The organism is Vibrio sp. B172a (assembly GCF_030248355.1).
GTDB classification, from domain to species: domain Bacteria; phylum Pseudomonadota; class Gammaproteobacteria; order Enterobacterales; family Vibrionaceae; genus Vibrio; species Vibrio owensii.
The window spans coordinates 1-22,098 of the sequence record NZ_JAHGAC010000028.1 but is presented as its reverse complement, the minus strand read 5'-3'; the positions used below and the strand labels follow the sequence as shown (position 1 = coordinate 22,098).

Here is a 22,098-nt window from a genome sequence, read left to right as displayed (position 1 = left end):
AGAAGCAGAAGCAGAAGAGCCACAAGTGCCGGTTGCGCCTCGTGTCCAAGAACAAGAAAAGCCAACCGAAAGCTTCTTTGCTCGCCTGAAGCGCAGCCTAAGTCGCACTAAGGCAAACATTGGTGCGGGTTTCTTCGGTTTGTTCAGCGGTAAAAAAATCGATGAAGACCTTTTCGAAGAATTAGAAGAACAGTTGCTTATCGCCGACGTGGGTATGAATACCACCACGAAAATCATCAATAACCTGACAGAGAAAGCCTCTCGCGGTGATTTGAAAGATGGCGAAGCGCTTTACGGCTTGCTAAAAGAAGAGATGGCCGAAATCCTATCTAAAGTAGAGCAACCGCTTGAGATCGATACCAACAAAACGCCTTACGTTATCTTAATGGTCGGTGTGAATGGTGTTGGTAAGACAACGACAATCGGTAAGCTAGCGAAGCAATTCCAAAACCAAGGTAAAAAAGTCATGCTTGCAGCGGGCGATACTTTCCGCGCCGCAGCCGTAGAGCAACTACAAGTTTGGGGTGAGCGTAATAACGTTCCTGTGATTGCTCAGCACACAGGTGCTGACAGTGCTTCCGTTATCTACGATGCAATTGAAGCGGCAAAAGCACGCGGTGTGGATGTCGTTATTGCCGATACTGCAGGCCGTCTACAAAACAAAGCCAACCTAATGGAAGAGCTGCGTAAGATCGTGCGTGTGATGAAGAAGATTGATGACTCGGCACCACACGAGATCATGCTGACGCTAGACGCAGGTACAGGTCAAAATGCGATTAGCCAAGCGAAACTTTTCAGTGATGTTGCCCCTCTAACCGGGATTACATTGACTAAGCTGGATGGTACGGCGAAAGGTGGCGTTATCTTTGCCATTGCTGATCAGTTCGAAATTCCAATTCGCTACATTGGTGTAGGCGAAGGCATTGAAGACTTGCGTCCATTTGAAACTCAAGAGTTCATTGACGCTCTGTTTAGTCGCGAAGAATAACAAGAGTTAGAGGAAATCAACGGTGATCAAATTTCAGCAAGTGAGCAAAGCTTACCGAGGTGGTCGACAAGCCTTGCAGAAAGTCGACTTTCACCTTCGACGCGGAGAAATGGCGTTTTTAGGCGGACATTCCGGAGCAGGTAAAAGTACCTTGTTGAAACTGATATGTGCGATAGAGCGTCCAACCGATGGCAAAGTCCATTTTAATGGCCACGACATCACGCGTATCCCAAACAAAGACATTCCGTTCTTGCGTCGCAACATCGGGATTGTTTTCCAAGATCACCGTTTATTGATGGATCGCAGCGTCTTCGACAATGTCGCGCTGCCAATGCGCATCGAGTCGATTTCTGAAAACGAAATCAAACGCCGTGTTTCTGCGGCGTTGGATAAAACGGGCTTGCTTGATAAAGCCCGTTGTTTGCCAAGCCAGCTCTCTGGTGGTGAACAGCAACGAGTTGGTATCGCACGCGCTGTCGTGAATCGACCAACCTTACTGGTGGCGGATGAGCCAACTGGTAACCTCGATCCAGAATTGTCTAACCGTGTGTTACGACTATTCGAAGAATTTAACCGTGCTGGCGTAACGATCCTTCTTGCGACACACGATATCGGGTTAGTAAACACTCGCCCACAATATCGCCATTTTGAATTGAACCAAGGCTTCCTAAGTGAGGTAGAAGACTATGGTAGGTAACAAGCGCACCCAGAAAAAAGGGAAAGGTCGTAGTGCCAAGCGTGCAAATACCGATGGTTTTTTCTCTGTCCATGTAAAACAAGCAAAATCTTCTTTTGGCGCATTATGGCGTCGTCCATTAGGTAACATTCTTACCTTAGCCGTCATCTCGGTAGCGTTAGCGATGCCGGCTTGCTTGTATTTGTTGGGTAAAAACGTGGCGAGTGCTGCTCAAGACGTCGCGTCGCCATCTCAAGTCAGTGCTTACTTAGTCGAAGGCATGCCTGATGCGCGCGTGATGGTGCTAAAAGATCAGATTGAAACTTGGCCTTTGGTAAAAGAGGTGGAATATATTTCGCCGCAACAAGGTCTATCTGATTTAAGCCAATATGCCGGCTTTGACCAAGCGTTGAGCTTATTGAGTGGTTATGCGCTCCCTGGTGTGTTGGTGATTACGCCAGATTCAGAACAAAAAAGTGATATTCAGTCGCTTGCTAAAGAAGTTCGTGAGCAACAAGACGTTACCGACGTTAGGCTCGATGAAGACTGGCTAGCGCGCCTTGATGCGATTAAAACCCTTGCTAGCATTATTGTCATCACCCTGACAGTGCTGATGTTGGGTGCTGTATTTTTAATCGTCGGCAATACATTGCGCTTTAATGTGTTGGCGAACAAAGAAGAGATTCAAACCATGAAGCTGATTGGTGCAACCGACAGTTTCATTCTGCGCCCTTACTTATACACTGGCATGTGGTTCGGTGTGCTTGGGGCAAGCATTGCGTGGCTAGTGACGGCATTGATTACGGTTGTTATGAACAATGCGGTTGAGCAATTAGCCTCGCTTTACGACAGCCAATTCCGCTTGATTGGCTTGAGCTGGGATGAATCTCTGCTACTAATCATGACTGGTAGTCTATTGGGTTGTATTGCCGCTCGAGTATCCGCGCAGCGTCACCTGAAAGAAATTGAACCAGTTTAGGTGATAAAGGTCTTATACTTGGAATTTATTAGCACAAGCTAATTTTTACCCCTTGTATAGACTATTTGTTTATGGATAATTACTCGCCCTTCTTGAAACTTGTTCATTTTGAGTTCAAGATGGCCAAGCTAAATTGCAATGTAATGCTCCAGATCAGAGATTGATGAGGAATTGAATGACAAAAGAAGCGTATCCGATGGCTCTAGTCACGCAAGATAGCCTTGATAGCTATATCCGTTCTGTAAACAGCTACCCAATGCTGACACCAGAAGAAGAGCGTGGGCTGGCAGAAAGATTACACTACAACGGTGAGATAGATGCGGCGAAAGGCCTGATCTTGTCACACCTACGATTCGTTGTTCACGTTGCTCGTGGCTACTCAGGCTATGGCTTGCCGATGGCAGACCTAGTGCAAGAGGGCAACATCGGCCTTATGAAGGCTGTTAAGCGCTTCAACCCAGAAGTTGGTGTGCGTTTGGTGTCTTTCGCTGTTCACTGGATCAAAGCTGAGATCCATGAATACGTACTGCGTAACTGGCGTATCGTTAAGATCGCGACAACCAAGGCACAGCGTAAGTTGTTCTTCAATCTACGTAAGTCGAAAAAGCGTCTAGGTTGGTTCAACAACGGTGAAGTTGAAACTGTTGCACGTGAGCTAGGTGTAGAGCCTTCTGAAGTTCGCGAAATGGAATCTCGTCTAGCGGCTGTAGACTCTACGTTTGATATGCCAATGGACGATGACGACAGCGCAAACTCGTACACAGCGCCAATGGTGTACCTAGAAGATAAGTCTTCTGATGTTGCCGATAACATTGAAGCTGCAAACTGGGAAACACACACCAATAACCGTCTAGGTCATGCACTTGCAAGCCTAGATGAGCGCAGCCAGCGTATTGTTCGTTCTCGTTGGTTAGATGACGAGAAAGCAACCTTGCAAGACCTTGCCGATGAGTTTGGTGTTTCTGCTGAGCGTATTCGTCAGCTAGAAAAGAACGCGATGAAGAAATTGAAACTTGCTGTTGGTGAGTTCTAACTTTCGCTTCTAATCTCAAGTAAGATTTTCATAGAAAGCCGAGATCATGTGATCTCGGCTTTTTTATTTTCGATCGAAAATAGACAGCGTTTGCGATCTAATTTATCTGTGCTACCTGTGTATAACTCTGTGAAGTAATTATTCATCAACTGTTCGAAAGCCGGACAAAATAAGGCTTTGAAGCAGTTTTTGGTTTGGGGATAGTTGTGAATATACACACAGTTAGATCAAGATCATTACTACATATTGTGGATCAAATGATCCAAATACACTTTATCAACGCAATTCACAGATTTATCCACAAACGGTGCGAATATGTACAGCGTTTAATGCCCTGACTATCTCTGTGTCTAAGTTTGGCTTTGGATAGGTTACAATGGCGTCAATAACGAAAACGACATAGAGAAAGTAAATGGACCAGTTTCAACATATCGATGTACAAGGCGCTCAAGCATTGCTCGAACAAGGTGAAGCAAAGCTTGTTGATATTCGTGACCCACAATCTTTTGCTGTGGCGCATGCCGAGTCCGCTTTTCATCTGACTAATGATTCGATCGTTCCTTTCATGAACGATGTGGAATTCGAGCAACCAATCTTAGTGATGTGCTACCACGGCATCAGTAGCCAAGGTGCGGCGCAATATTTGGTTAACCAAGGCTTCGAACAGGTGTACAGTGTGGATGGTGGCTTTGAAGCCTGGCAACGAGCAGAACTACCGATAGTGAGAAGTTAATGAAGAGATTGGTAACGTTAAATAATCCACGTATGGCGCAAGCCTTCATTGATTACATGGCATCGCGCAAGATAGATATCCAGATGATGCCAGAAGGTGAAGGGCAGTTTGCACTTTGGCTGGCGGATGCACAGCATGAAATTGAAGTCGAAGCAGAACTAAAGCAGTTTTTAGCGAACCCCTCTGCTTCGAAATACAGCGCCGCCTCGTGGGACGTTGCCGATACTCGTAAGAGTAAATTCCATTATTCCAGCCCAAGCATCATGGGCATGGTGAAAGCCAAAGCGGGCCCCGTGACCTTATTCATCATGGCTGTTTGTACGGTTATCTACTTTTTGCAGATGTTCGGTTTTGGTGATGGCGTGTTTGCTCTGCTCCATTTCCCAGCTTTCGAAGGACAACAGTGGCAACTCTGGCGTTGGGTTAGTCATGCACTGCTGCATTTCTCTGTTACCCATATTGTGTTCAACCTTTTGTGGTGGTGGCAATTGGGCGGGGATATCGAGCGCCGTTTGAGTTCTGGTAAGTTACTGCAAATCTTCTTTATTTCTGCAGCGCTCTCCGGTGCGGGGCAGTTTTATGTGGAAGGGGCAAACTTCGGTGGTTTATCTGGTGTGGTTTATGCGCTGCTTGGTTACTTGTGGATCCTTGGCTACCGTTGCCCACATCTCGGTTTAACACTGCCTAAACCTATTATTGGCTTTATGTTGGTGTGGCTAGTACTTGGTTTTGTTCAGCCATTTATGGCGATTGCTAATACGGCACACTTGGTGGGTTTGCTTTCTGGGATGGCGATTGCGCTGTTTGATTCCGGTAAGCAGAAATATCAACAAGCCTCCTGAATTAATGATTTATAGATACCAACAAAAAAGACCGCCAATCGGCGGTCTTTTGTTTATCTGTCTTTCGCTTATCGATATGAGCTCGTCAGCTTTAGCTCTTCACACTATTGATAAAGGTATTTGGTAAACAGCAAATCAGCGATGATGGTTTTGCCAGTCTCTGGCAGCAAGGTCTCGTTGAGCTCTTTCACTAGAGTTTTGCGCAGATCTTCGCGGCCAGACAAAGACTTGATCGTATCTTCTGTTTGCTTACCTAGAAGCTCAATCACCGCATCGCGGATCAATGGCTGATGATGTTCTACAACCGCAAGGTCTTGTTGGCTCATGACCATGATGTCGATACGTACTTGCACATAACCCAGTTTGTTGCCTTTGGTGTAGAAGTTTGTGGTCAAATCGGGTTCTAGCGTGAAGTAGGCTAACTTAGGTGCAGCTTCTTCTGATTCAGCCCAACTTGGTGCTGAAATAAGCAGACTTAGCGCGAAAATAATTTGGGCTACATAACGTTTGTACATATTTCTAACTTTTCTTTCTCTGGATCGCGATATTCGAATCGCTTCAGTCTTGATACAATAGACCGTCTAAAACAAATAACGGAACTTACGGTTTCAATAAGACGGTAAGTTGTTGCTTTATTGTACGCATAAAGCCTCCAATTGAATACTAGTATGAATCAGCCGACATCACTCTATCTTACTTCTTTATTGGAAGTAGAGTGGCAAAACCCCGAAGATTTTGAATTCCCTAGCGAATTCGCCAAGCATTGGCTTGAAGAACAGGGCTCTTTGTCACGTCGTTTAGGTCAGCATTGCCAACGCTTAACAGTGGAATTGCTGCACAATCAGATCGTCACAGCCAAGACGTTAAAACAGGATGAGAGCCAGCTATTGTCTGAGCAAGATTGCCTACTGAGAGAGGTGATTTTATGTGGCGACAATACGGATTGGGTCATTGGCCGCACGCTCATTCCTCGTTCAACCTTGGTCGATCAACAATATGACTTAGCTCAGCAAGGGGATATCCCGCTGGGTTTAACTGTGTTCAGCGCCGATAACGTTGAACGCGATGCTCTGCAAATGGGATGGGTTAGTTTGCCACAGGGGCGCTTTTTAGCGCGACGCTCAAGACTGTGGATGAATCACAAACCCATGCTGGTTGCTGAGTTATTCTTACCAAATTCACCAGTTTACGCTAAGGAGAAGGTGTAAATGTCCGCAGACAAAGCCAAAGCATATTGGCAACTGATGCGAATGGACCGCCCAATTGGCTCACTCTTGTTATTGTGGCCGACGGTTTGGGCACTTGTGATTGCCGCCCAAGGCATACCAAGTTGGAATGTACTCATCGTGTTTGTGTTAGGCGTGTTCCTAATGCGTAGCGCCGGTTGTGTGATTAACGACTTTGCCGACCGTAAAGTTGATGGGCATGTGAAACGCACCAAACAGCGTCCTTTACCGTCGGGTAAAGTAACCTCGAAAGAAGCGATTGGTCTGTTTTTGGTTTTGGGTATCAGCTCTTTCTTATTAGTGCTGACCATGAACCCATTGACGATCAAGCTCTCCTTTGCGGGCATCTTTTTGGCGTTCATTTATCCATTTATGAAGCGTTACACCCATTTGCCGCAGCTGTTTTTAGGTTTGGCTTTTAGCTGGGCGATTCCGATGGCGTGGGCAGCACAAACAGGCGAATTGCCTTTGATTGTGTGGTTTGTGTTTGCGATTAATGCTTTATGGACGATCGCCTACGACACTCAATACGCGATGGTCGACCGAGATGATGATTTAAAGATTGGCATCAAATCAACGGCTATCTTATTTGGTCGCCACGATAAGCTGGTGATTGGCGTTCTACAGTTGATTACCTTGGCGATGTTGGTGCTACTTGGTCAGCACTATGAACTTGGCCAAAGCTACTACTGGACGATTCTGGTGGCTGCTTCATTGTTCGTGTACCAGCAACATTTGATTCGCCATCGAGATCGCGACTTGTGTTTCAGAGCCTTCCTTAACAATAACTATGTGGGAATGGTGATTGCTATCGGCCTGGTTATCGCTTTCTGGTAACGGCATAGTACAGACATTCAGATAGAAAAAAGGCATCCGATTGGATGCCTTTTGTGTTTTTGTCGAGTGAGTATCGAGCTTAAGCGAACTATGCTTGCAACTGGTGGATACTCTCTTCGATGGTCAACTTCACTTCTGGGTAAAGCAGAGCAAACAGCAGTTTGGCAAATTGCTGTGTCTTCTCAAGATCGCAGTTACCGTCGCTATCTAGATATTGTTGCTCTTTCAGCGTATTGAACATCGCAGTAAATACGCCTTTATCGAAGAACTCTGGGGCGTTGATGCCGTGCAGACGCCCCAAACGCTGTGCAATGTCTTGGCTCTTCTGCTCAAGGTCAGATTTACCCAGCTCTTGGTCTGCTACCAGTAGGTTCATTGCGATAGAGTAACGTTGCAGTGTTTCTGTGATAGTACGACCCAACAGAACCAATGATTGGTTGTTTGACTGGTTAATTTCCAGTTTGTCACCATCTTGGCAAACCATCTTCTGCTCAATGAACTCGTTCAAGATCTTCACGACCAGCTCGTTCAACTCTTCTTCCTTGTAGCTTAGGAACAGCTCTTTTTTCAGGAATGGGTAGATTTGAGCGACGTTTTCTTGAATCTTTTCTACGGTCACGTTGCGTTGACGAATAATCATCTGAGCAATCAATGACGGTAGGGCGAACAGGTGAATGATGTTGTTGCGGTAGTAAGTCATCAGAATCGACTGGCTACGATCCAGCGAAATGATGTCACCCATGGTGTCAGTTTCAATCACAAACTTATCAAGTGAGATCGCGTGATCCACCAACTCTTCAGCCGTTTCTGTTGGAACCGTTGAAGTGTTTGAGTATGGGTTGTTCTTAAGTAGCTTCAGGTAGCATTCAATCTGGTTGATTAGAGAGTCACGAGACAATGCACGCTGACGAGAAGCCAACAGTGCGGTCGCACATAGAGTTAGCGCGTTAGTCGCTGCCGCATCGTTAATGTGCGTCATCATCTTGTTTGCCAGACCGTTCACCACAGGGTTCATCCATTGTGGTTTGCTGCCGCCCATGCGATCGATGTCTTTCGTCCATTCTGGCGCATGTTCGTTCAGGTATTGGTTTAGCTGAATTGGCTCACCGAAGTTCACGTAACCAAGACCAAAATTGCGCAGCTTACGCAGAGTACGCAGTACAAGACCCGCATTCTCTTTCTCTTTGCGTGAACCGCGAAGCTCTTTGGCGTAAGTGCCCACTTCCATTACGTGCTCATAACCGATGTAAACAGGCACTAACGTTACTGGACGGTTTAGACCGCGCAGCATGGCTTGAATCGTCATTGCCAACATACCGGTTTTTGCTTGAAGCAGACGACCAGTACGTGAGCGACCCCCTTCACTGAAGTACTCTACCGAGTAACCTTTAGCAAACAGCTCTGATAGGTACTCACGGAAAATCGTTGAGTACAGCTTGTTGCCTTTAAAGCTACGACGAATAAAGAACGCACCACCACGACGGAAGATTGGACCCGCTGGGAAGAAGTTCAGGTTAATACCCGCAGCAATGTGCGGTGGCACCATACCTTCATGGTACAGAACGTAAGAAAGCAATAGGTAGTCCATGTGACTGCGGTGACATGGCACATACACGATCTCATGACCATCTTGCGCTAGGCGACGAACGGTCGAAGCGTTGTTGATGTGCAGACCTTGGTAAAGCTTCGTCCACAACCAGCCAAGAATACGATCGCCGTTTTTCACCAAACCATAAGAGAAGTCAGCTGCAATCTCATCCATGATGTCATGGGCTTCTTTGCGTGCTTTTTCGATAGAAATGTTTTTGCTTTGCGCTTCGTCTTCAATCGCTTTTTCAATCGCTGGCGATTTCATTAAGCGTGCAAACAGCACTTGGCGTTGAGGCAGGTTTGGACCGGATGCCGCAAGCTTCTGACGAGAGAAGTGGATACGTGCAACACGAGCAAGCTTATGCGCAATCGCACTGTCTGTACCGTGAGAGTCTGCCATGTAACGCAGTGAAACCACTGGGCTAAAACGCACCAAACAGTCACGACCAGCTGCCATGACCGCTTTTGCCTTTTGCGGACCATTCATTGGTTGCAGGTACGGCTTGTGGTTTTCTTCTTTACCAGGTTTACGACCCCAAAGCACAGTTGCAGGGATCATTTGCACGTCTAACTCGCTGTCGAGTTTGTGCAGTTCTAGTAACTCTGTAAATAGAGAAACCGACTCGCTTGGTACATCGTTATCGTTGCTCATCACAGTTGGACGAGACGCGATAAACACATAACGAGTTAATGTCTTTCCATTGATTTCCAATGGACTGAGCGGGTCAGGCAGACCAAGACTCAAAGCTTGTTTTTGCAGTGTCAGCAAATCCACGTTCGAACGGAACGGTAAGGCATACACAATCGGTTTAGTGAGGTCGATGTTGAGATCATCAATCGGATTCGATGGGATTGTGGTGCCCTTTACCATTACCGATAAAGGTAGTTTTAGTAATGAACGTGAAAATGATTGTCCAGAAGACATAAAGTTCACAGCCTCAATAGGTATTCAAACAAACCTAACCTTATTTCAGTGTCCGCTTTGCCTTCTTCTAAAGAGAAGGTAATAGATACGGCTATAGAAATAAGCCTAGGCGATAAAATTTAAGCGCAGCAAGGATACCAGAAACTGGTCAAACCTTTTAATTTTATTGAGCGGAAATTAGTCGAACCCCTAGGTTGTTGCTTTCATTAGACGAATTGCTTATTGCGTGTTTAAAACGCATGCTCACTTGAGGTTTGTGGATGGGATCTGAAACTGGCGCAAATAAATTAAAAAACAACCAATTGGGTTTTCATTTGTCCATTTACTGGATATACTCACAGTTAACTGTATAAAAAGACAGGTGACATATGAAGCCGTTAACGCCACGCCAACAACAAGTCTTCGATTTGATTAAAAGCAAAATCGAAGACACCGGAATGCCACCAACTCGTGCAGAGATTGCGCGTGAGCTTGGCTTCCGCTCTGCGAATGCCGCAGAAGAACACCTAAAAGCGCTTGCTCGTAAACAAGCGATTGAAATTATTCCAGGCGCATCTCGCGGGATCCGAATCCTACTTGAAGATGCGGCAAACGACGATCAAGGCCTGCCTTTGATTGGTCAAGTTGCTGCTGGTGAGCCGATTCTGGCTCAAGAGCATGTGGAGTCTCACTACCAAGTGGATCCTGCTATGTTCAAACCAAAAGCAGACTTCTTACTTCGCGTAAACGGCGAAAGTATGAAAGACATCGGTATTATGGACGGCGACTTGCTGGCTGTGCACAAAACTCAAGATGTGCGCGACGGTCAAGTTGTAGTTGCACGTGTTGATGATGATGTGACGGTGAAGCGTCTAGAGCGCAAAGGTTCTACGGTTCTACTGCATGCAGAGAACGAAGAGTTTTCACCAATCCAAGTTGACCTGACGTCGCAACATCTGACGATTGAAGGTCTGGCGGTTGGCATCATCCGTAACACCGACTGGATGTAGGTTTTTACCTCAAGCATTCTAATAAAGCCCAGCGTTCTGCTGGGCTTTGTGTTTTCTGCACTTTCTATTCCCGTTTTTATTTTCTTCAAAGCATATTTCTTTTCTTCCTAGCATAGTTACGTTCGGCCTGATTCAGAGTGTTTGGTTGTTACGTTAAAACTTGCAAGTGATATTGAGATTTATTATCATCTAATTCCATTTAACCATTTTCTTTTCGGCGCAAGGAAATGCCCATGTCCAAGCCTCAACATCACGTACCTAATCATCTGTTGAAACCGTTGTTTTTGCGTAGCCGCGAAAGCTTGGTCGATAACGGCTTGGTGTACGATCCGATCGCTGCAAAAGCGTGCTTGAGCTGCAAGATGGCGCCAGATTGCATCAGTGGCGACGTCGATCAGAAGCAGCTGCTGCATGTGACTTTAACTCAACTGTGCGATCAGCAGGTCAGTCACTTTCTTCAACAACACTCAGACGCTTGGATCATTAATGTCGGTGCGGGCTTAGATACGCGCTTCTACCGTTTGGACAATGGTCGTTGTCACTGGATTGAACTGGATGTCACCGAGAATCTGGTTTGGCGTCAGCGATTGTTTCATAAAAACGAACGCTACGAGCATCGTTGCGGCAGCGTAGAAGACATGAGTTGGTTAGATGAACTACGCATTCCTGAAAAAGCACCAGTATTGATTCTATGTGAGATGGCTTTACTCGATTGTGATGAATCGCGCGTTGCGACTTTCATCCAAACTCTGGGTCGTCATTTTGTATCGGCAGAAGTGTGCATGGTGCTAGCGGGTGATTTAACCGAAAGCAAATGGGGTCAGCAGCTCGGTTCAGATACGTACGCACATGGTTTTGAAGCACCAGCACAACAAGTACTTCACTGGTTACCGTGGGCACAATGGGTCAAAGCCTTCTCGCCATTCGACCGATTCTGTTCACGCTGGAAAGCATGGCAACGTTGGTTGAATAAGATCCCAATGTTGAAGCATCGCCTCACGCCAGTCCTCGTTCACATCAAGTGGTAATTGGCTAGGCATTGAACACTCAGGTACACTCGCTGATCTAAACAACGAGGTGCCTGTGACAAACTCTATCTTCTCTCCTTTATCGAATCCTCAAGTGCATCGCCAAGTGTTAGCGCTCGCTATCCCTATGGTGCTGTCGAATATTACTGTTCCACTCTTGGGCTTGGTTGATGCTGCTGTGATCGGCCACCTTGAACACGCTTGGTATCTGGGCGGCGTTGCATTGGGCAGTACCATGATCAGTGTGACGTTTTGGTTGCTTGGCTTCTTACGTATGTCGACTACTGGATTAGCGGCGCAATCCTATGGTGGTGAAGACCGAAAACAACTCGCCTTGGTGTTTATGCAAGGCTCACTCATGGCATTGCTGTTTGCGTTAGTCTTCCTTATTGCCCATAACCCGATCGCGGATCTGATCTTTGGTTGGAGTGATGCCAGTGCTGAAGTGAAGCACTACGGCATGCAATATTTCTCTATTCGAGTGTGGAGTGCGCCCGCTGCGCTGATGAATTTTGTGTTGTTGGGCTGGCTGCTCGGAACGCAAAACTCCAAAGCCCCAATGTGGATGGTGATCATCACCAACGTAACCAATATTGCGCTCGATTTGCTGTTTGTTATTGGCTTGGGCTGGAAAGTAGAAGGGGCAGCGCTAGCGTCGGTGATTGCGGATTACTCAGGCATGGCGTTTGGCTTGATGTGTGTGTGGAAAACATGGCGATCGCGTCAGTTGCCATCACCTAAGAGCTTGCTAACTGATACTCAACATGGGTTAGGGCGGTTCGTAAAACTCAATCGCGATATCTTCTTACGCTCGCTATGCTTACAAGCTACGTTTAGCTTTATGACTTTCCAAGGTGCGAGCTTTGGTGATGATGTGGTTGCGGCCAATGCGGTATTGATGAGTTTCTTGATGATGATTTCCTATGGTATGGACGGTTTCGCTTATGCCATGGAAGCCATGGTTGGCAAAGCGATCGGTGCCAAAGACCGAGCGCAGCTCAGTGCATCATTGATTGGTACTTTCTTCTGGAGTCTGATCATCTGCTTAGGTTTGACTGCGGTATTTGGTTTGGCGGGATCGCACTTGATCGCCATGATCACTTCGATTGACGCGGTGCAGCAGCAAGCGTCGGTATATTTACCATGGCTGGTGGTCATGCCATTAGCTTCGATGTGGTGTTTCCTATTTGATGGCATTTTTGTTGGCGCCACTAAAGGTAAAGACATGCGAAACAGTATGTTCGTAGCGACTTGCTGTTTCTTCGCGATTTTCTTTTTGTTCTCTGGTTGGCAAAACCATGCACTATGGTTTGCGATGACCAGTTTCATGGCAATGCGAGGGATCGGACTCGGCGCTATCTTCTTCTATCAATGGCGCAAGGGAAGCTTTCTTGCCTAGTTACACATAAAAAACAGCAGGTCGAAACCTGCTGTTTTAGTTTTTGGATCATGGCAACCCAATTGAATTAGAATAATCGGTTCAACCCGTTCAGTGCCGCTACACGATACGCTTCGGCCATCGTCGGATAGTTAAAGGTGGTATTGACGAAGTATTCAATCGTATTGGCTTCACCTTTTTGTTCCATGATGGCCTGGCCGATGTGGATGATTTCTGCAGCGCGCTCACCAAAGCAGTGAATACCAAGAATTTCTTTGGTTTCGCGATGGAAGAGGATTTTCAAGCTGCCGATGTCTTTACCTGCAATCTGTGCACGAGCGAGATGCTTGAACGAAGAGCGTCCCACCTCGTAAGGCACTTTCGCCGCAGTCAGTTCTTGCTCGGTTTTACCCACTGAGCTGATTTCTGGAATGGTGTAGATACCCGTTGGGATGTCATCAATCAGATTGCCGTCAGCTTGTCCTTTAGTGATGGCTTGTGCCACGAAACGACCTTGGTCATACGCTGCACTCGCTAGGCTAGGGTAGCCAATCACATCACCGACGGCGTAGATGTGTTCCACTTCTGTACGGTAGTTACCATCTACTTTGAGTTGTCCGCGTGAATCACCTTCAAGTCCAACTGCAGGTAAGTTGAGTTTGTCTGTGTTACCCGTTCGACCGTTAGCATACAGTAGGCAATCGGCTTTCATCTTTTTGCCAGATTGAAGATGCACGATAACACCATCTTCTGTGCCTTCGATTTTCTCGAACGTTTCATCGTTACGAATCACCACGCCACTGTTCCAGAAGTGGTAAGACAGAGCATCCGAGACTTCGTTATCTAGGAAAGAGAGCAGACGGTCGCGAGTGTTAATCAAGTCGGTCTTTACACCTAGACCACGGAAGATTGATGCGTATTCACAACCAATCACGCCCGCGCCGTAAATGATGATGTGGCGAGGATCGTGTTTCAGGCTCAAGATTGAGTCACTGTCGTAGATGCGTTCATGCAAGAAGTCGACATCATTTGGTTGATATGGACGAGATCCCGTGGCGATAACAAATTTGTCCGCGGAGTACACTTCTTCTGTACCATCACTTTGCATCACTGCGATGGAGTAGTTGTCAATGAAGCGTGCAGTACCAAACAAAAGCGTGCAGGAGTTACGATCATAAAAGCCCTGACGAAGTCGAGTTTGCTTATCAATGACCGATTTCGCATGACCTAAAATGTCAGAAAATGTTGCATGAAGGCTGGTGTTATTGCGGCAGAATAACGGGTTGCTATTGAATTCAATGATACGGCTAACCGCATGACGCAATGCCTTGGATGGTATGGTTCCCCAGTGCGTACAACCGCCACCAACACTGCTTTCCTTTTCTACGATGGCAACATTCAGTCCGGCTTTGGTCAATCCCATCGCCGCCCCTTCACCGCCCGGGCCACTACCAATTACGATCACGTCATAGTGATTAGCATGCGCCATGATGTCTTCCTTGTTATATTTGCTTAACATTGCTGTAGCGGGATTTTAACTCATTTACTCTATTGGGAACACGTAATGCCTGCTAGAGAGTGGAAGTGATCACGCAGAATCGCCCAAAAGAACTAATTGGTATGCTGTATGTCTACTATTTGAAGCGAGACAATTGCAATTGGGTGCATGGCAATAGTAACGTGCTCGCCGCTTATCGGCAGATAACGTCGCTTTATACGTGGGTGCGATATGCGTTATATTGAAGCTCTCGTACCCAATAGAAAAAGAGCAAGTTAAAGAATGAAATCGATGGGAATCCGCGCGCAGCAAAAAGAAAAAACACGTCGATCGTTGATCGATGCGGCATTTAATCAACTCAGTGCGGATCGCAGCTTTTCCAATCTCAGCTTGCGTGAGGTTGCCCGAGAGGCAGGAATTGCACCGACTTCTTTTTACCGTCACTTCAAAGACATGGACGAGCTGGGCTTAACCATGGTTGATGAAGGTGGTTTGTTGTTGCGCCAACTGATGCGTCAGGCGCGTCAGCGTATTGTCAAAGAAGGCAGTGTGATTCGAACTTCAGTTGAAACCTTCATGGAATTCATTGAAAGTAGTCCTAACGTTTTCCGCTTATTGTTGCGTGAGCGCTCCGGCACTTCCTCTGAATTTCGTACTGCCGTCGCTCGAGAAATTCAGCATTTTGCGGCAGAATTAACTGAGTACTTAATGAGCACCGGTATGACCAAAGAAGAGGCGTTCACTCAAGCAGAGGCGTCGGTTACTTTGGTGTTTAGCTCTGGTGCGGAAGCTTTAGATTTAGATCGACGCGAGCGCGATGAACTCGCCGAGCGATTGATCATGCAATTGCGAATGATAGCCAAAGGGGCCTATTGGTATCGCAAAGAACGTGAACGTAACCGATTAAAAGGCGGGATAGAATAATGTCGAATGGAAATAAATCTGAAAAGAAAACGCTGATTTTGGCACTGGTTGCAGGTATGTGTGGTGATGCTTTGTTGTCATGGTTGACCATGAGCGAAGTGTCTTTTTCAATCTTCCCTCTGATTGCACTCGTGCTAGCTGTACAGGCGCTGTACCAAGAATACCTTAACAACCCAGTATCTGAAGATATCCCACTTGTTGGTCTGGCGTGTTTCTTCGTAGGTGCATTTGGTCACTCTGCGTTTATTAAAGCGCAATACCCAGAAGCAGGCTCTAACTTCTTCGCAATTCTAGTTTCAATGATTCTCCTAGCGTGGATCGGTAAAAAACTGGGTTTCATGGAAAAGAAGACCACTGCTGAATAAGCAAAACGAATCCAACAAAAAAGCGAGCCATTGAGCTCGCTTTTTTATTTCTGATGCTGGTGGATTACGCTTTACGTTCCAACAGTACACCTGCTTCCATGTGGTGTGTGTAAGGGAATTGGTCAAACAGAGCAAAACGTGTCACGTTGTGGGTTTCGCATAGAATGTCCAAGTTCTCTTTAAGTGTCTCTGGGTTACAAGAGATGTACATGATGCGCTCGTAGCCTTGCACCATTTTACAAGTGTCGACATCCATACCAGAGCGTGGTGGATCGACAAAAATCGTATTGCAGTTGTAGCTCTTCAGATCCACACCTGCATCTTGTAGGCGGCGGAATTCACGCTTACCTTCGATTGCCTGAGTAAACTCTTCTGCTGATAGACGTAGGATTTGCACGTTATCAATCTCGTTTGCTGCAATGTTGTATTGCGCAGAAACCACAGATGGCTTCGCTAGCTCTGTTGCGAGAACGCGATCGAAGTTTTGTGCCAGCGCCAGAGAGAAGTTACCGTTACCACAGTAAAGTTCTAGTAGGTCGCCAGTGCTTTCTTGAGTGCAGTCGACTGCCCATTCCAACATTTTCTCTGCGACTTTACCGTTCGGTTGAGTGAAGCTGTTTTCAACTTGTTGGTAGATGTAGCTTTGACCATTCACGTCTAGCTTCTCGATCACGTAGTCACGGTCTAGGACAATCTTCATTTTACGAGCACGACCAATGATGTTTAGGTTGAAGCCTTCATCATTCAAACGTTGCTTAAGGGCCTTTGCGTTTTCAATCCACTCTTCATCAAGTTGGCGATGGTAAAGCAGTGAAACCAGAATCTCACCGCTTAGCGTCGATAGAAAATCTACTTGGAACAGTTTGCGACGTAGCGATTCGTTGTCTTTCATCGCTTCAACCAATAGTGGCATCAGGTCGTTGATCAGACGGCTTGCTGCTGGGAATTGGTCAACGCGGTATTTCTCACGAGTTTCTTGGTTGAACATGATGTAGTAAAGGTCTTCACCCTCATGCCAAACACGGAACTCAGCACGCATACGGTAGTGCTGCTCTGGTGATTCAAACACTTCCAGTTCTGGCACGTTGTATGGCGCGAACATATCAGTGAGACGTTCGACTTTTTCAGCCAGTTGTTCTTGGTAGCGTTGTGGATTTACATCAAGAGTAGCCATGATCTTACCTTTTATGGTGCATTCAATTTAAGAGCGCAGATTTTATTCAATCTCAATAGGATGTCCAGTTTTGTGCCCCAATTGATTTAAAGATAGTGTGTTCTGTGTCAGTTGAGGTCGAAATGAGCCAAAACGTTACAATTGTTAGGGCTAATATTGGCTGGACAAATAATCAATAGCTTAATAGTATTTGCCCCAAGCTGGTGCTATCTAGCAATCTAGATGGCTGAAATGGGAATCTGGTGAGAATCCAGAACTGACGCGCAGCGGTAAAAGAGAACGAACGCTCATCAAGACACTGCATTAGTTTATGTGGGAAGTCGAGCAAGTAGGATGGTGTAACCTCGCTCTTAAGTCCGAATACCTGCCAGCAACTGAGCCACAGCACTGGACTGCTCAATACGAGTAGGGCTCAGTAGGAATTACGCGACTTAGGACAATACAATGAGAAAAACATTTCTTGCGATCACGTGTGCATCGCTGCTTTCACCTACCTTTTATTTACAGGCTCAAGAAGCCTCCGCAGACGAAACGGTTGTGGTTACTGCAAACCGATTCAAACAAGTTGACGGTGCGGTTCTCGCACAAACCGTTACGGTAACCAAAGAGGATATTGAACGCCTTCAGGCTGATAGCTTGTTTGATGTATTCCGAACTTTACCGAGTATCGAAGTTGCCCAATACGGCGGTCGTGGTCAAAGTGCTTCGCTGTTTGTTCGTGGTGGCAGTTCATCTCAGGTACTCGTTTTGGTTGATGGGGTTCGTATGCCTCGTGCAATCATGGGTGGTATCGACTTTAACCAATTTCCAATCAACTCTGTCGAACGTATCGATTACATTCGTGGTGCACGAGCCTCTATCTATGGTTCAGAAGCGATCTCTGGCGTAATCAACATTATTACTCGTGCGCCTATTAATGACGATTCAGGTCGAGTGTCTGCAGGTTATGGCTCAAATAACCATAAAAAAGGCACGTTTGTGGTCTCTAAACCTGTGGGTGAAGGTAAACACTTTAAGGGTGTCTTAGGATACGAGAAAACCGATGGTTTTAATGTTAAGCCTCAGCCAGGATTGAATGATGGCGATGAGCATGGCTTCGAAACGCTAAACCTGAAGTTGGGTTACCAACAAAACTTTTCTGACAACTTGTCTGGTTACGTTGGGGTGAGTGCTTACAACAATGAATACGATTACGACAACAGTAGTATTTGGAGTGGTCATGAGAAAAAAACTGGTGAAGTAGAGTATGTAGGTACCGACTTATCGCTGGAATACAACAAAGACGTTTACTCATCTGAATTAAAATTGGCTTATGGTCAACAAGACAACTACGACCATAAATCAGGTCAAAACAAATCTACTGGCGATCATGTTGCTATTGAGCAGTTCAACGCGATTTGGTTGAACTCGTACAGCGTTAACGAAGAACTGAGTATTGGTGGTGGTTTGGATTACCGCACAGAAAAACTCGCAAAGGGCTACATTGCACCAAGTGATTGGGGACCTTCTCAGAGTTACGATCCAGAAAAGAACCCAAGAACCAACTTCGGTGTTAGCGCTATTGCTCAATACGCTTATGATGTATGGACATTAGAGGCAAGCGTACGTAATGACGACAACAACCAGTTTGGTAACAATACTACGTGGCAAACTGCTGTGGGTTGGACGTTTTACGAAGGTTACGAGTTAACGCTGAGCCACGGTACCGCTTTCCGCGCGCCGAGTTTTGTTGACTTGTACTATCCGGGTTACGAAATGCCAAACCTAAAACCGGAAGAGTCAGAAAACACGGAGATCTCTGTCTCTGGAGGCGTATCAATTGTTGATTGGACGGTGACGGGTTACTACAACCAAATTGAAAACATGTTGATTTGGGAAGGCTCCGGCATGCAAAACGTCGGTGAAGCCGAGATCAAAGGCGTCGAACTAGAAGTGAAGCTCGATACAGATATCGTATCTCATGAGTTCTACCTAGATTATAAAGACCCTGTCGATAAATCTGGTGCAGAAGATACCCAGCTAGCATACCGCTCTAAGCGTGGTGCTAAGTGGAACGCTTACGCGACGTTTGACCAATGGACGTTGGGCTCGCAGTACCTTTACCAAGGTGAACGCTTTAATGGCAACACAAGACTGCCTAGCTATAGCCTATGGAACTTCACCGCGTCTTATGCTGTGAACCAAAACTGGGATGTGAATGCGAAACTAAGCAACGCCTTTGATAAAGATTACGAGATGTACACTGGTTACGCCACACCAGGACGTCAGTACTTTGTCTCTGCGGATTACCGCTTCTAATTGATTCCAACAAGACCGCCACATCGGCGGTCTTTCTTATTGTGAGTCGGGTCCGAGTGGAAATAGGTAACAAGGAAAAAAGATGACAGAACCGAAACGTGTCGTGATCAGTTGGTCGAGTGGGAAAGACTCGACGTTAGCGTTAGAGCGACTAAACGAAAATCCGCGCTATCAGGTAGTTGGTTTGTACACCACCTATGTAGATGAAGAAGTGCCTTTCCAAGCAACCCCGCTTGAGGTCGTGCAAATGCAGGCAGACTTACTTGGCCTTCCGCTCATAACTATCGAACTGCCTGAAGTGTTCCCGAGTAACGACATTTATCAATCAACTATCGTTAATGCATTACAAAGCAGCGGAATGAATGTAGAAGCGGTCGCGTTTGGCGATATGTTCTGTAATGGCATTGCAGACTATCGTCGCAGCTATATTGAACCTGCCGGTTGGGAGTGCGTATTCCCATTACTGGGGGAAGAGAGCAAGGCATTGGCATTTGAAATTGTCGAGCGTGGTATTCAAACCATGTTAATTACCACCGATGGAGAGGTGTTGCCGCCCGAGTGGTGTGGACGTTGGTATGACAAAGCGCTGATTGAGTCATTGCCCGGTCATATTGATCCCTGCGGAGAAGATGGCGAATTCCATACATTGGTGACATCAACCCCGTCATTTCAAGGACATATAGAATTGACTAAGCTTGAAGTGGAAATAGGGGAGCGATTCAGCCATCAAAGATACCAAGCCAAAGCATTGCCAAAACAAATCTAACCAGTATGATCGCCGAGTCTCTAATTTGCAGGTAAGACTCGTGCGAACATCAAGTAAGAAAAAAGTCCTAGTGTTTGATTCCGGTGTCGGAGGGCTATCGGTCTTCCAAGAAATCCACCGACTTCTACCACACATGGATTACTTGTATCTGTTCGATAACGAAGCCTATCCGTATGGCGAACTCGACCAAGATGTGCTGATTACTCGCGTTAATAAGCTGGTGGCAGCATTGGTCGAAGAGCATCAAGCTGACATTGTCGTCATCGCCTGCAATACCGCAAGTACCATAGTGCTGCCATCACTGCGTGCGAATCTATCTATTCCGGTTGTCGGTGTAGTGCCTGCGATTAAGCCTGCCTCATTACTCGCTTCTCAAGGTGTAGGGCTCATTGCTACGCCTGCGACCGTAACTCGTCAATATACCCATGAACTTATTCGCGACTTTGCGCAAGGTAAACCAGTTGAGTTATTAGGCTCTACTCGATTAGTGGATATGGCAGAAGAAAAGTTACGTGGTGAAAGCATCTCTCTTCCAGAGTTGGAAAGCATTCTTCTCCCACTACGTAATAAAGTGGACGTTGCAGTGTTAGGCTGTACTCACTTTCCTCTAATAAAAGAAGAAATTCATCAAGCATTAGGTGGAGAGGTTACGTTAGTTGATTCTGGTGAGGCCATTGCACGTCGAGTAAAGGCATTACTAATAAGTGATATGAAGGAAGAGAGTAAAGAGGAGGGGAGCAAGAAGATTTATGCCAGTGCACCTCCTTGGCAAGAAGATGCACTGAATACCTGTTTGGCGAACTTAGGATTTAATCCTGTTCAGGTTTACCACCATCCGGGTGTTTAGGGTCGTTAGCGATACGTACTTTAAGCGTACGATCCATATATTCCTTCTCATTGAGTTTAGCGATAGCAGGTTTTGCATCTGCCGCAGCCATCACTACAAAACCGAACCCTCTTCTTTTACCAGTGCGCTTATCTTTCATTAAGCGTACTGCATAAACCTGACCATACTCAGCAAACAAATCACGAACGTGACTCTCATTTGCCTTATAAGGAAGGTTGCCGACATACAGCGTTTTAGTTGAAGGATCGGAATCCGAAGATTGAAGAACAGGTGTTTTGCTAGAAAGTGAAAAAAGAAAAGCAGTAGCGACAACACCGATAACAAAGCTCAAGGCAGGTGGCACAGGTAACTGAGAGAAGATGATTCCCCCAATGACCGCCAACCCAGCACACAAGATCAGATTTTTTTTAGACGTCATTTTGATTACTACATATAGATGATAAAGAGATTGGCTGCCTATTAACAAAATAGACACATGAATCTTACGTATATGGTTGGTGTTTTTCCAACCAATTGCTGTGATATGTCTCAAATGTGACGAAGAAATATGCAGATATTACGCATTTGATGGATAAGTAACCGCTTGGAATGTTTTTTTCAAAAAAAGGGTTGCGCTCATTTCTGGATTCCCTATACTGCGCATCCACCGACACGGAGTGAGACGAAAGTCACACAGCGAGTCGAGAAGAGAGAAAAAAGAATTTGAAAAAATGCTTGACTCTCAAATTGGGAAGCGTAAGATACGCACCCCTAACGACGAGGCGCTGAGGCGGTGAGTTAGTTAGAAAAGTTCTTTAAAAATATAGACCTATCAATCTGTGTGGGCACTCGTTGATGATAATCCAATTAGAAACTTCGGTTTCAAATTAGGTTTCAATGAAACGAAGTGACCATTGAGTCGAAAGACTCAGCACAGTCAATTCAAACATTACTTATGTAATGTTCAGTATTCATTGAGCCGAACAAAATCTTAAATTGAAGAGTTTGATCATGGCTCAGATT

The 22,098-nt window shown here is 46.0% G+C and carries 21 protein-coding genes and 1 riboswitch; of the genes, 16 read left to right on the top strand and 5 right to left on the bottom strand.

Features of this window, described 5'->3' with window-relative positions; genetic code table 11:
• The 6 genes from ftsY to glpG all read left to right on the top strand — a co-directional run.
• The coding region (ftsY, locus tag KIT90_RS22675; RefSeq protein ID WP_285378836.1) for a signal recognition particle-docking protein FtsY at positions 1 to 988 on the top strand (988 nt) is incomplete at its 5' end.
• Between the two features lie 22 nt (positions 989 to 1,010).
• Positions 1,011 to 1,685, top strand: a complete 675-nt coding sequence (gene ftsE / locus KIT90_RS22670) for a cell division ATP-binding protein FtsE (protein WP_005438501.1) — start codon at positions 1,011 to 1,013, stop codon at positions 1,683 to 1,685.
• On the top strand, positions 1,675 to 2,643 hold the full coding sequence (gene ftsX, locus KIT90_RS22665) for a permease-like cell division protein FtsX (RefSeq protein ID WP_009705153.1): 969 nt from the start codon (positions 1,675 to 1,677) through the stop codon (positions 2,641 to 2,643). Before ftsE ends, ftsX begins: the two co-directional genes overlap by 11 nt.
• Before the next feature lie 175 nt (positions 2,644 to 2,818).
• Entirely contained in the window at positions 2,819 to 3,676 is an 858-nt protein-coding gene (rpoH, locus tag KIT90_RS22660) for an RNA polymerase sigma factor RpoH (protein ID WP_005438499.1), read from the top strand.
• A 412-nt stretch (positions 3,677 to 4,088) separates the two neighbouring features.
• Positions 4,089 to 4,409, top strand: a complete 321-nt coding sequence (gene glpE, locus KIT90_RS22655) for a thiosulfate sulfurtransferase GlpE (protein ID WP_009701354.1) — start codon at positions 4,089 to 4,091, stop codon at positions 4,407 to 4,409.
• The gene (glpG, locus tag KIT90_RS22650) at positions 4,409 to 5,251 is read left to right on the top strand and encodes a rhomboid family intramembrane serine protease GlpG (protein WP_171371846.1); all 843 of its coding nucleotides are present in this window, start codon (positions 4,409 to 4,411) and stop codon (positions 5,249 to 5,251) included. The genes glpE and glpG overlap by 1 nt, the downstream gene beginning before the upstream one ends.
• Before the next feature lie 104 nt (positions 5,252 to 5,355).
• Here glpG and KIT90_RS22645 read toward each other — a convergent pair whose 3' ends face one another.
• Complete coding sequence (locus KIT90_RS22645; RefSeq protein ID WP_005438495.1) at positions 5,356 to 5,766, bottom strand: flagellar basal body-associated protein FliL; 411 nt, start codon at positions 5,764 to 5,766, stop codon at positions 5,356 to 5,358.
• A gap of 153 nt (positions 5,767 to 5,919) precedes the next feature.
• Here KIT90_RS22645 and KIT90_RS22640 point away from each other — a divergent pair, with 153 nt between their 5' ends.
• Both KIT90_RS22640 and ubiA read left to right on the top strand, forming a co-directional pair.
• Entirely contained in the window at positions 5,920 to 6,459 is a 540-nt protein-coding gene (locus tag KIT90_RS22640; RefSeq protein WP_078608054.1) for a chorismate lyase, read from the top strand.
• Positions 6,460 to 7,314 (top strand): 4-hydroxybenzoate octaprenyltransferase, encoded by an 855-nt coding sequence (ubiA, locus tag KIT90_RS22635; protein ID WP_171371847.1) that lies wholly within the window; start codon positions 6,460 to 6,462, stop codon positions 7,312 to 7,314.
• 88 nt (positions 7,315 to 7,402) lie between these two features.
• Here ubiA and plsB read toward each other — a convergent pair whose 3' ends face one another.
• Positions 7,403 to 9,829: a glycerol-3-phosphate 1-O-acyltransferase PlsB gene (plsB, locus tag KIT90_RS22630; RefSeq protein WP_009705151.1), complete on the bottom strand. Its 2,427-nt coding sequence runs from the start codon at positions 9,827 to 9,829 to the stop codon at positions 7,403 to 7,405.
• A 368-nt stretch (positions 9,830 to 10,197) separates the two neighbouring features.
• Between plsB and lexA the strand changes: the two genes are divergently transcribed.
• The 3 genes from lexA (at position 10,198) to dinF (ending at position 13,245) form a co-directional block, all read left to right on the top strand.
• Positions 10,198 to 10,818 (top strand): transcriptional repressor LexA, encoded by a 621-nt coding sequence (gene lexA / locus KIT90_RS22625; RefSeq protein WP_005438488.1) that lies wholly within the window; start codon positions 10,198 to 10,200, stop codon positions 10,816 to 10,818.
• A gap of 233 nt (positions 10,819 to 11,051) precedes the next feature.
• Positions 11,052 to 11,846 carry a class I SAM-dependent methyltransferase gene (locus tag KIT90_RS22620; protein WP_285378828.1) on the top strand — a complete coding sequence of 265 codons (795 nt, stop codon included), beginning with the start codon at positions 11,052 to 11,054 and terminating at the stop codon, positions 11,844 to 11,846.
• Positions 11,847 to 11,901: 55 nt separating this feature from the next.
• Positions 11,902 to 13,245 (top strand): MATE family efflux transporter DinF, encoded by a 1,344-nt coding sequence (gene dinF / locus KIT90_RS22615; protein WP_199437224.1) that lies wholly within the window; start codon positions 11,902 to 11,904, stop codon positions 13,243 to 13,245.
• A gap of 67 nt (positions 13,246 to 13,312) precedes the next feature.
• Here dinF and sthA read toward each other — a convergent pair whose 3' ends face one another.
• Positions 13,313 to 14,743 carry a Si-specific NAD(P)(+) transhydrogenase gene (sthA, locus tag KIT90_RS22610; RefSeq protein ID WP_012126563.1) on the bottom strand — a complete coding sequence of 477 codons (1,431 nt, stop codon included), beginning with the start codon at positions 14,741 to 14,743 and terminating at the stop codon, positions 13,313 to 13,315.
• Positions 14,744 to 15,004: 261 nt separating this feature from the next.
• Between sthA and fabR the strand changes: the two genes are divergently transcribed.
• Positions 15,005 to 15,646: an HTH-type transcriptional repressor FabR gene (fabR, locus tag KIT90_RS22605; RefSeq protein ID WP_005430912.1), complete on the top strand. Its 642-nt coding sequence runs from the start codon at positions 15,005 to 15,007 to the stop codon at positions 15,644 to 15,646.
• Positions 15,646 to 16,011: a YijD family membrane protein gene (locus KIT90_RS22600; RefSeq protein WP_005430908.1), complete on the top strand. Its 366-nt coding sequence runs from the start codon at positions 15,646 to 15,648 to the stop codon at positions 16,009 to 16,011. The genes fabR and KIT90_RS22600 overlap by 1 nt, the downstream gene beginning before the upstream one ends.
• 64 nt (positions 16,012 to 16,075) lie before the next feature.
• Here the strand turns inward: KIT90_RS22600 and trmA are convergent, their stop codons facing one another.
• Positions 16,076 to 17,185, bottom strand: coding sequence for a tRNA (uridine(54)-C5)-methyltransferase TrmA (gene trmA, locus KIT90_RS22595; protein WP_005438477.1), 1,110 nt, complete (start codon positions 17,183 to 17,185; stop codon positions 16,076 to 16,078).
• A 184-nt stretch (positions 17,186 to 17,369) separates the two neighbouring features.
• Positions 17,370 to 17,572, top strand: a riboswitch (cobalamin riboswitch).
• A gap of 57 nt (positions 17,573 to 17,629) precedes the next feature.
• On the opposite strand from trmA, the gene KIT90_RS22590 reads away from it, so the two are divergent.
• The 3 genes from KIT90_RS22590 to murI all read left to right on the top strand — a co-directional run bounded on the left by KIT90_RS22590 (position 17,630) and on the right by murI (position 21,096).
• Positions 17,630 to 19,483: a TonB-dependent receptor domain-containing protein gene (locus KIT90_RS22590; protein WP_285378825.1), complete on the top strand. Its 1,854-nt coding sequence runs from the start codon at positions 17,630 to 17,632 to the stop codon at positions 19,481 to 19,483.
• Positions 19,484 to 19,565: 82 nt separating this feature from the next.
• Complete coding sequence (locus KIT90_RS22585; protein WP_285378824.1) at positions 19,566 to 20,249, top strand: adenine nucleotide alpha hydrolase; 684 nt, start codon at positions 19,566 to 19,568, stop codon at positions 20,247 to 20,249.
• Between the two features lie 40 nt (positions 20,250 to 20,289).
• Positions 20,290 to 21,096, top strand: a complete 807-nt coding sequence (murI, locus tag KIT90_RS22580) for a glutamate racemase (protein ID WP_285378822.1) — start codon at positions 20,290 to 20,292, stop codon at positions 21,094 to 21,096.
• On the opposite strand, the gene KIT90_RS22575 is transcribed toward murI, so the two are convergent.
• On the bottom strand, positions 21,059 to 21,514 hold the full coding sequence (locus tag KIT90_RS22575; RefSeq protein WP_009705144.1) for an RNA-binding protein: 456 nt from the start codon (positions 21,512 to 21,514) through the stop codon (positions 21,059 to 21,061). The genes murI and KIT90_RS22575 overlap by 38 nt on opposite strands.
• Positions 21,515 to 22,098 lie beyond the last annotated feature (584 nt).

Bases quoted from the DNA above. Each gene is read 5' to 3' on its own strand.
- lexA (WP_005438488.1), top strand. From the start codon at position 10,198: ATGAAGCCGTTAACGCCACGCCAACAACAAGTCTTCGATTTGATTAAA.
- ftsX (WP_009705153.1), top strand. From the start codon at position 1,675: ATGGTAGGTAACAAGCGCACCCAGAAAAAAGGGAAAGGTCGTAGTGCC.
- rpoH (WP_005438499.1), top strand. From the start codon at position 2,819: ATGACAAAAGAAGCGTATCCGATGGCTCTAGTCACGCAAGATAGCCTT.
- KIT90_RS22575 (WP_009705144.1), bottom strand. From the start codon at position 21,514: ATGACGTCTAAAAAAAATCTGATCTTGTGTGCTGGGTTGGCGGTCATT.
- sthA (WP_012126563.1), bottom strand. From the start codon at position 14,743: ATGTTAAGCAAATATAACAAGGAAGACATCATGGCGCATGCTAATCAC.
- KIT90_RS22640 (WP_078608054.1), top strand. From the start codon at position 5,920: ATGAATCAGCCGACATCACTCTATCTTACTTCTTTATTGGAAGTAGAG.
- fabR (WP_005430912.1), top strand. From the start codon at position 15,005: ATGAAATCGATGGGAATCCGCGCGCAGCAAAAAGAAAAAACACGTCGA.
- KIT90_RS22645 (WP_005438495.1), bottom strand. From the start codon at position 5,766: ATGTACAAACGTTATGTAGCCCAAATTATTTTCGCGCTAAGTCTGCTT.
- ubiA (WP_171371847.1), top strand. From the start codon at position 6,460: ATGTCCGCAGACAAAGCCAAAGCATATTGGCAACTGATGCGAATGGAC.
- trmA (WP_005438477.1), bottom strand. From the start codon at position 17,185: ATGGCTACTCTTGATGTAAATCCACAACGCTACCAAGAACAACTGGCT.
- KIT90_RS22585 (WP_285378824.1), top strand. From the start codon at position 19,566: ATGACAGAACCGAAACGTGTCGTGATCAGTTGGTCGAGTGGGAAAGAC.
- glpG (WP_171371846.1), top strand. From the start codon at position 4,409: ATGAAGAGATTGGTAACGTTAAATAATCCACGTATGGCGCAAGCCTTC.
- plsB (WP_009705151.1), bottom strand. From the start codon at position 9,829: ATGTCTTCTGGACAATCATTTTCACGTTCATTACTAAAACTACCTTTA.
- glpE (WP_009701354.1), top strand. From the start codon at position 4,089: ATGGACCAGTTTCAACATATCGATGTACAAGGCGCTCAAGCATTGCTC.
- KIT90_RS22600 (WP_005430908.1), top strand. From the start codon at position 15,646: ATGTCGAATGGAAATAAATCTGAAAAGAAAACGCTGATTTTGGCACTG.
- KIT90_RS22620 (WP_285378828.1), top strand. From the start codon at position 11,052: ATGTCCAAGCCTCAACATCACGTACCTAATCATCTGTTGAAACCGTTG.
- KIT90_RS22590 (WP_285378825.1), top strand. From the start codon at position 17,630: ATGAGAAAAACATTTCTTGCGATCACGTGTGCATCGCTGCTTTCACCT.